The organism is Priestia sp. P5_B4, from assembly GCF_056400385.1.
Genome location: NZ_JBFULJ010000132.1, coordinates 1 through 7965, shown reverse-complemented (window position 1 = coordinate 7965; position 7965 = coordinate 1). Strand labels below are relative to the sequence as shown.

Genomic DNA, 7965 nt, shown 5'->3' with positions numbered 1-7965 from the left:
GAAATGCATCTTCAAGTGAAGACATGCTTCACTTGAAGATGCATTTCAAAAAATTGATGAAATCATACATTAAATAAATTTGATGAATTTCACTGCGGATACTTTTCTTTGAACGCTTGAGTACGAGCAGTAGAAGCGCTAATAGGTGACGGGTGTCTTTCATCTATACTATCTAAATTTTCTTTGCTTTAAAATCTAGAAAATTATATAATAAAAAATTGTTTTTTTAGGTTTTACTATATAAATACGGGGTACACATATAGTACAGCAGCTATCATGCAAATGGTTGTTGTCAAAGGTTAAATACTTAGCGTATGAAGGGACTGATTAGTTTTGAAAGGCTTAACAGCGACTTCAGCAAATGTATTACCGCAAATTGAAAGCAGATATTCGTATCTGACACAAGGCACTTTGGTTATGAACCGATATACGTAACGAAAGGGCCTGAATAGGCAAACAAAGGAAAGACTGAATCAACGAGAAGAAGCCTGCATCTAAAAATGTAGGCTTCTTCTTTTTTACAGATGAAACTAAGATGACGAATGAGTACATAGCGGGTATGAATTCAAAAGATTCACATTCAATCAATGTTCTGTGCACGTTTTTCTTGAAAAAAGGTCATAAGTTGAAGATACTGTATATAACTATGTAAAAGAATTTTTGAAGACAAAATAGTAAATCTGCTTGAGGTGAAAATGATGAGAAAAGCAAATAAAAGTGAATTTCTGTGGAATACGTTAGACGGCTGGCTTTTTATCCCTAGGAACATTCCTTTACTATTTCTTTTTGTATTTCTCTTAGGGGTTTCTTACCTAGGTTGGGTTAAGCTGTTTCATAAATTCGTTTAGATACACCAACAAGCTGAAACAAAAACTGTTTCAGCTTGTTGGCGTGCTGATTGATTTATTTTATGTATAGCTGTACCGTAATTTACCTAAATTATTCATTCCACCCTTTGCATACATCAACCCACTTTAAGCATTTCGAAAATTCTTCTAGTTMGGGTATTGTTAATTCGATTGCACTATTTCCACTTCCACAGGCAGGAAAAACGGTGACAAAACGTTTCAGAGATTCATCTAGATACACGTGAACACCTTCATTAACGGCAAACGGGCATACTCCGCCTACAGCATGACCAATCAGCGTTTCTACTTCACTTGCTCCAAGCATTTTTGCTTTGGTTCCGAACTCTTCTTTATATTTTCGGTTATCAATTTTCGCATCTCCTGCTGCCACAATCAATAGAACAGTTCCTTCGGCGTTAAAAGAAAGACTTTTTGCGATCCGTTTCGGCTCGCATTTTAAAGCTTGCGCTGCTAGTTCTACAGTAGCACTGGACTCATCCATTTCGATAATTCGATTCTCCATACCGTATTGTTTAAAATATGCTTTTACTTTTTCAATCGCCATTTTTTATATCCATTCCTTTCGTTAACTCTTGCAAATATGTGTGATTGCCTTACAGAGAATGTGCAGTTGTTCTTTACAGTGAAAAAATCTTATTATTTTAATATACAGAAATTATACACAACTTTGAAGTTAAAAGCACATATTCGTTTTAATTAAAAAAGTTACGTAGGTAAAGTATTTTTAACTGATTAAAGCAGGATTACGGAACCCTTTGACGAATGTAACTATGTCGGCTGCGAAAACATAGGCATTAGAACGAAAGATAAATGATGAAATTGAAAAGGCGCAAACGTTCTAGTGAAATGAGGAGAAGTAATGCCAAATTTACACACTGTCGTCAGTTTTTTTAGCAGTACATGTATGACAACGATGAGTATGATTTATTTGTTTTCCCTTGTGCCGCGTGCATGGTCTTTTAAATTTCGATTTGGAGCCATGATTATAGGAATCCCAGTCGGCATTATAATGGGACAGGTTGCTATGCTGATCGGCTGGCACCATCATTAAAACTTTGAACTTTTTAACAAAAAAGGAGACGTGTAAAATGAATCTTGTTACATTAAACAACGGTTTAAAAATGCCTCAGCTTGGATTTGGCGTATGGCAAGTAGAAGATAACCAAGCAGCAGCTGCAGTATCAAAAGCAATTGAGGTTGGGTATACCTCTATTGACACAGCCATGATTTATAAAAATGAAGAAGGAGTAGGTCAGGCGATTAAAGAATCTTCTGTTCCTCGAGAACAGCTGTTTATTACAACAAAAGTTTGGAACAGCGACCAAGGCTATGAAAATGCATTACGTGCATTTGATGAAAGCTTAGAACGATTAGGACTTGATTATGTCGATTTATATTTAATTCACTGGCCTACGCCTCAATATGATGAGTATGTGGAGACGTATAAAGCATTAGAAAAGCTTTATCACGATGGAAAAGTAAAAGCAATTGGCGTCTGCAACTTTGAGATTGAGCATTTAGAGCGCTTGTTAAACGAATGTGATGTAACACCGGTTTTAAACCAAATTGAGTGTCATCCGTATCTTGCTCAAAACGAATTAAAAGAGTTTTGCGCCAAACATAATATTTTTGTGGAAGCATGGAGCCCTCTTGATCAAGGAGGAGAAGTGTTACAAGACGAGGTCATTCAAAAAATTGCTGAAGTACATAGCAAAACTCCGGCTCAAGTTGTATTGCGCTGGCACTTACAAAACAACACAATTGTCATCCCTAAATCAGTTACACCGTCTAGAATAGAAGAAAACTTTAACGTGTTTGATTTTGAACTCACTGCCGATGATATGGCAGAGATTAATGGGTTAAACAGCAACCGCCGCAAAGGTCCTCACCCAAGTGACATGAACGTCCGATAACGTTTAAAGAAATAAGAATGTGCAGCTGTGAACCATTGCTGCTATAAGAAATAATGAGTTTATTTCAGATTATTTAAAATTTTCTTAAATAATAATTGACAAATGATTAATTCAGCGTAATACTTAGTGTAGGTACTCTAGTTGCTTTAAGTTGTACAGCTTAAAGTGTATAGTGATTTAGTCATTTAGCGATTGTTTGTATGTATAAGTTGAAATGCCGACTATTAATAAAAGCCCATAGTGTAAGTAGGTTAGTTTATAGGGGGCTATATCAAAAGGAGCTTGTTTCCTCTTTGATATAGCCCCTTTTTGTGTTCAAAAAAGGTAGTCTACAGTTTAACAAGGGAGCGGGTATGATGTTTATTCAAATCGACGGAAATTCACTGACGTTTGACCAAATCTACAAAGTTATTTACCAAGGATACTCCGTAAAAATTAGCGATCAAGCAGTTGAACATATACAAAAAAGCAGAACGTTAGTTGAAGAAAGTATTACGAACAACAACGTAATTTACGGAGTAAATACTGGATTCGGAAAGTTTAGCGATACGGTTATTTCAAAAACGGACTTAGCTGATCTGCAGATTAACTTGATTCGCAGTCATGCCTGTGGACTAGGAGAACCATTCTCTTTAGAGGTAAGCAGAGTGATGCTGCTGTTACGAGCGAATGCATTAGCTAAAGGGTATTCAGGCATACGACTGGAAACCTTGCAGCTGCTTATCGATTGCTTAAACCAAAATGTAGTGCCGGTTATCCCAAGTCAAGGTTCACTTGGAGCTAGCGGTGACTTAGCTCCATTATCACATCTAGCGCTGCTGTTAGTTGGAGAAGGAGAAGCTGTATATAATGGTCAGCGAATGCAGGGAGAAGAAGCTTTAAAGCTAGCGGGGCTTGAGCCTATCCAATTACAAGCAAAAGAAGGGCTAGCTTTAATCAACGGCACTCAGGCAATGACAGCTGTAGGAGTAGTTTCGTACCTTGAAGCTCAAAAGCTAGCTGATCTTGCTGACGGGATTGCAGCACTGACGTTAGAAGGTCTGCAAGGCATTTTAGATGCATTTATGCCCGAGTCTCATGCAGTAAGACCTTATCCGGAACAACAGCAGGCAGCTGCCCGAATTCTTTCGTATTTAGAAGGCAGTCAATTAACTACTTCTCAAGGTCAAATAAGAGTGCAAGATGCTTATTCACTGCGCTGCATTCCTCAAGTTCATGGTGCTATTTATCAAGTTTTAAATTATGTAAAAGAAAAGATATTAATTGAAATTAATTCAGCAACCGATAACCCGCTCATCTTTGCCGACAGCGGCAAAGTAATTTCTGGAGGGAACTTTCACGGGCAGCCCATTGCGTTTGCTATGGATTTTCTAGGAATTGCACTGGCGGAGCTTGGGAATATTTCTGAACGGCGCATTGAACGAATAGTAAACCCTCAGCTTAGCGGGCTTCCGGCATTTTTAAGTGCAGATCCTGGTTTAGAGTCTGGGCTCATGATTACTCAATACGCTGCTGCTTCATTAGTTTCCGAAAATAAAGTATTGGCGCATCCATCAAGTGTCGATTCTATCCCATCTTCAGCGAATCAAGAAGATCATGTCAGCATGGGAACGACTGCTGCACGTCATGCTTATCAAATTATCCAAAATACACGAAGAGTTCTATCGATTGAAGCAATTTGTGCGGCTCAAGCAGCCGATATTCAAGGAGTCGATAAACTTGCTTCGGAAACAAGAAAAATTTATTCAAGAATTAGAAAAACCGTACCAACCATTACTAAAGATCGAATTTTCTCACGTGATATTGAAGCGTTAGCAGCTGATTTCAAAACCTTTGTGCAAGATACTAATTATGAACTAGCGCTGTAATAAAAATGTTCGTTTAACAGTTTTTCATTTTTATAGAGGAGGAAAACAAAATGGAGACAAAACAAAGTGGAATGAAAGCGCCTCGTGGGACGGAACTAACGACAAAAGGCTGGGTACAAGAAGCTGCTCTTCGCATGCTTCTAAACAATTTAGATTCTGAAGTAGCGGAGCATCCGGAAAAGTTAGTCGTATACGGAGGAATCGGAAAAGCAGCCCGTAACTGGGAGGCGTTCGATCGTATTGTCGCAGCGTTAAAAGAGTTAGAAGAAGATGAAACGCTTCTCATACAGTCCGGTAAGCCTGTTGCGGTTTTTAAAACCCACAGTGATGCACCGCGTGTTYTATTAGCGAATTCGAATCTTGTTCCTGCTTTTGCAAATTGGGAGACGTTCCATGAGCTTGATAAAAAAGGGTTAATGATGTACGGACAAATGACTGCAGGAAGCTGGATTTATATCGGAAGCCAAGGCATTGTTCAAGGAACGTATGAAACATTTGCTGAGTGTGCCAACCAGCATTTTAACGGAACTTTGAAAGGAACGATTACGGTAACAGCCGGATTAGGAGGAATGGGAGGTGCACAGCCGCTAGCCGTTACGATGGCAGGCGGCGTTGTAATTGGAATTGATGTTGATCGCACGCGTATTGAAAAACGTATCGAAACAAAATATTGCGATACGGTAGTCGAAAGTGTAGCTGATGCAATCACGTTAGCTGAAGATGCAAAAAGATTGGGCAAAGCGCTTTCCATTGGATTAGTTGGAAATGCAGCCGAGATTCTTCCTGAAATGATAGAGCGAGGATTTATCCCAGATATTGTGACGGATCAAACATCGGCACATGATCCACTTAACGGATATTTGCCGATTGGAGTCAGCTTAGCAGAAGGAGAAAGATTGCGGAATACAAATCCAAATGAATATATAAAACAATCAAAAGCAAGTATGGCTATCCACGTTCAAGCCATGTTAGAGATGCAAAGAAAAGGCACGGTTGCTTTTGACTATGGCAATAATATTCGCCAAGTGGCGCTTGATGAAGGCATCAAGAATGCATTTGATTTCCCAGGATTTGTCCCAGCGTATATCCGTCCGCAGTTCTGTGAAGGAAAAGGACCGTTTCGATGGGTCGCTTTGTCAGGAAACCCAGAGGATATTTATAAAACAGATGAAGTCATTTTACGTGAGTTTTCGGATAATACGCATCTTTGCAACTGGATTAAAATGGCGAGAGAAAAAATTGAGTTTCAAGGATTGCCGGCTCGCATTTGCTGGCTAGGATACGGAGAAAGAGCGCGCTTTGGAAAAATTATTAATGATATGGTAGCAAACGGAGAACTGTCAGCACCTATCGTTATTGGCAGAGATCATCTAGATGCCGGTTCTGTGGCGTCGCCAAATCGTGAAACTGAAGCAATGAAAGACGGCAGTGATGCAGTAGCAGACTGGCCGATTTTAAATGCATTAGTTAATACGGCAGCAGGCGCAAGCTGGGTATCTGTTCACCACGGAGGAGGAGTAGGCATGGGGTATTCTCTTCACGCTGGAATGGTTGTAGTAGCAGACGGGACGGAAGAAGCCGCCAAACGTCTAGAACGTGTTTTAACAACAGACCCAGGCATGGGTGTAGTTCGTCATGTAGATGCCGGCTATGATAAGGCCATTCAAACTGCAAAAGAAAAAGGAATACAAATTCCGGGGTTAAATGAATAAAAAAGGAGGGATACGTATGACTATTACGTATATCAAATGCGCTGCACAGGTCATTACGGTTAAGGGAGGAAGTCAGCCTAGACGATCGGAGGAAATGTCAGATCTGGGAATCATTGAAAATGGCAGCGTACTCGTGAAAAATGGAAGAATTGTATTTGTTGGGCCTGACGTCAAAGCGCAGGAATACCTTGAGCATATTCATGAACCTATTAATATAATTGATGCCGAAGGAAAAATCGTAACGCCTGGGTTAATTGATCCACACACTCACCTTGTGTTTGGCGGCAGTCGTGAAAAAGAATTAGAAATGCGCTTAAACGGGGCAAAGTATATTGATATTTTAAAAGCGGGAGGAGGAATTTTACAAACAACCGTTAGTACACGACAAGCAACAGAAGAGGAGCTAATCAAGCAATCTACAAAACGTTTAAATAAATTTCTGCAGTACGGAGTTACAACTGTCGAAGCCAAAAGCGGGTACGGTTTAAATCTTAAAGATGAAATCAAACAATTAAAAGTAGCGAAGAAACTGAATGAACAGCATCCGGTAGATGTTGTTTCAACCTTTATGGGAGCTCATGCGGTGCCAGTTGAGTACAAAGGAAATGAAGATGAGTTTGTTCGTTTCGTTATCGAAGAAATGATACCAATCGTTGCAAAAGAAGAGCTAGCGGAGTTTTGTGATGTATTTTGTGAAGAAGGCGTGTTTACAGTTGAACAGTCAGATCGTATTTTACAAGCTGGAAAAGCATACGGACTAAAACCTAAAATCCACGCCGATGAAATTGTGTCTTTTGGAGGGGCAGAATTAGCGGCTAAAGTGGGAGCTGTGTCAGCGGATCATTTGTTAAAGGCATCGGATCAAGGAATTAAGCAAATGGCTGAAAGCGGAGTTATAGCCGTCCTATTGCCGGGTACTGCATTCTTTTTAATGGAAGAGCCGGCGCGTGCTAGAAAAATGATCGAAGCAGGAGTGCCTGTTGCTTTGTCTACAGATCGAAACCCAGGGTCTTCTCCTACGGAATCGCTGCCGTTTATTATGAATTTAGCTTGTTTAACGATGAAGATGACGCCAGCAGAAGTTTTAACCGCCTGTACGATTAACGCGGCTCATGCCATTTGCAAAGGGGATCAAATCGGAAGTATCGAAGTAGATAAAAAAGCCGATTTAGTGCTATTTGACGCTCCCAATTACCAAACGCTGCAGTATAACTATGCCGTAAATCTTGTAGACACGGTATTAAAAGATGGAAAAGTTGTGGTTGAAGGCGGTGTTTTACATGAACTATCCGTACCCACAGCTTGATCGACCGCCTTTTTGCTGGCAGCGTCAAAGTACTTCTGACCCAAAAGTAAGTGATTGGATTCAGACAGTTGAAGATGGGAGCAACGTCGACTTTACATCGATAGATATTACGGTCTTAGGCGTGCCTCTTTCAAGATCTTCCATTAGCGCTTCTGGAGCCAGTGAGACGCCAATGGCCATGAGGAAGCTCTGGAAATCCTTTAACCCGTATCATATTGAGTATGATACGGATTTGACTTCCTTGTCAGTGCTGGATTTAGGAGACGCCAAGCAGCACGTCACGGATATAGGGAAGTC

At 40.1% G+C, this 7965-nt stretch carries 7 protein-coding genes; 6 read left to right on the top strand and 1 reads right to left on the bottom strand.

The features are described from left to right. Positions 1-939: 939 nt before the first annotated feature. Positions 940-1413 (bottom strand): YbaK/EbsC family protein, encoded by a 474-nt coding sequence (locus AC1DRF_RS12630; protein ID WP_477740860.1) that lies wholly within the window; start codon positions 1411-1413, stop codon positions 940-942. 315 nt (positions 1414-1728) lie between these two features. Here AC1DRF_RS12630 and AC1DRF_RS12625 point away from each other — a divergent pair, with 315 nt between their 5' ends. The 6 genes from AC1DRF_RS12625 to AC1DRF_RS12600 all read left to right on the top strand — a co-directional run. Beyond that, on the top strand, positions 1729-1920 hold the full coding sequence (locus AC1DRF_RS12625) for a hypothetical protein (protein ID WP_097823850.1): 192 nt from the start codon (positions 1729-1731) through the stop codon (positions 1918-1920). Positions 1921-1957: 37 nt separating this feature from the next. Beyond that, positions 1958-2782 carry an aldo/keto reductase gene (locus AC1DRF_RS12620; protein WP_427076697.1) on the top strand — a complete coding sequence of 275 codons (825 nt, stop codon included), beginning with the start codon at positions 1958-1960 and terminating at the stop codon, positions 2780-2782. Positions 2783-3138: 356 nt separating this feature from the next. Beyond that, positions 3139-4650: a histidine ammonia-lyase gene (hutH, locus tag AC1DRF_RS12615; protein ID WP_477727563.1), complete on the top strand. Its 1512-nt coding sequence runs from the start codon at positions 3139-3141 to the stop codon at positions 4648-4650. A 50-nt stretch (positions 4651-4700) separates the two neighbouring features. Beyond that, positions 4701-6362 (top strand): urocanate hydratase, encoded by a 1662-nt coding sequence (gene hutU, locus AC1DRF_RS12610; protein ID WP_043979099.1) that lies wholly within the window; start codon positions 4701-4703, stop codon positions 6360-6362. Positions 6363-6378: 16 nt separating this feature from the next. Then, positions 6379-7668 carry an imidazolonepropionase gene (gene hutI, locus AC1DRF_RS12605; protein ID WP_427076700.1) on the top strand — a complete coding sequence of 430 codons (1290 nt, stop codon included), beginning with the start codon at positions 6379-6381 and terminating at the stop codon, positions 7666-7668. Then, the coding region (locus tag AC1DRF_RS12600) for an arginase family protein (protein ID WP_477740859.1) at positions 7643-7965 on the top strand (323 nt) is incomplete at its 3' end. The genes hutI and AC1DRF_RS12600, both read left to right, overlap by 26 nt.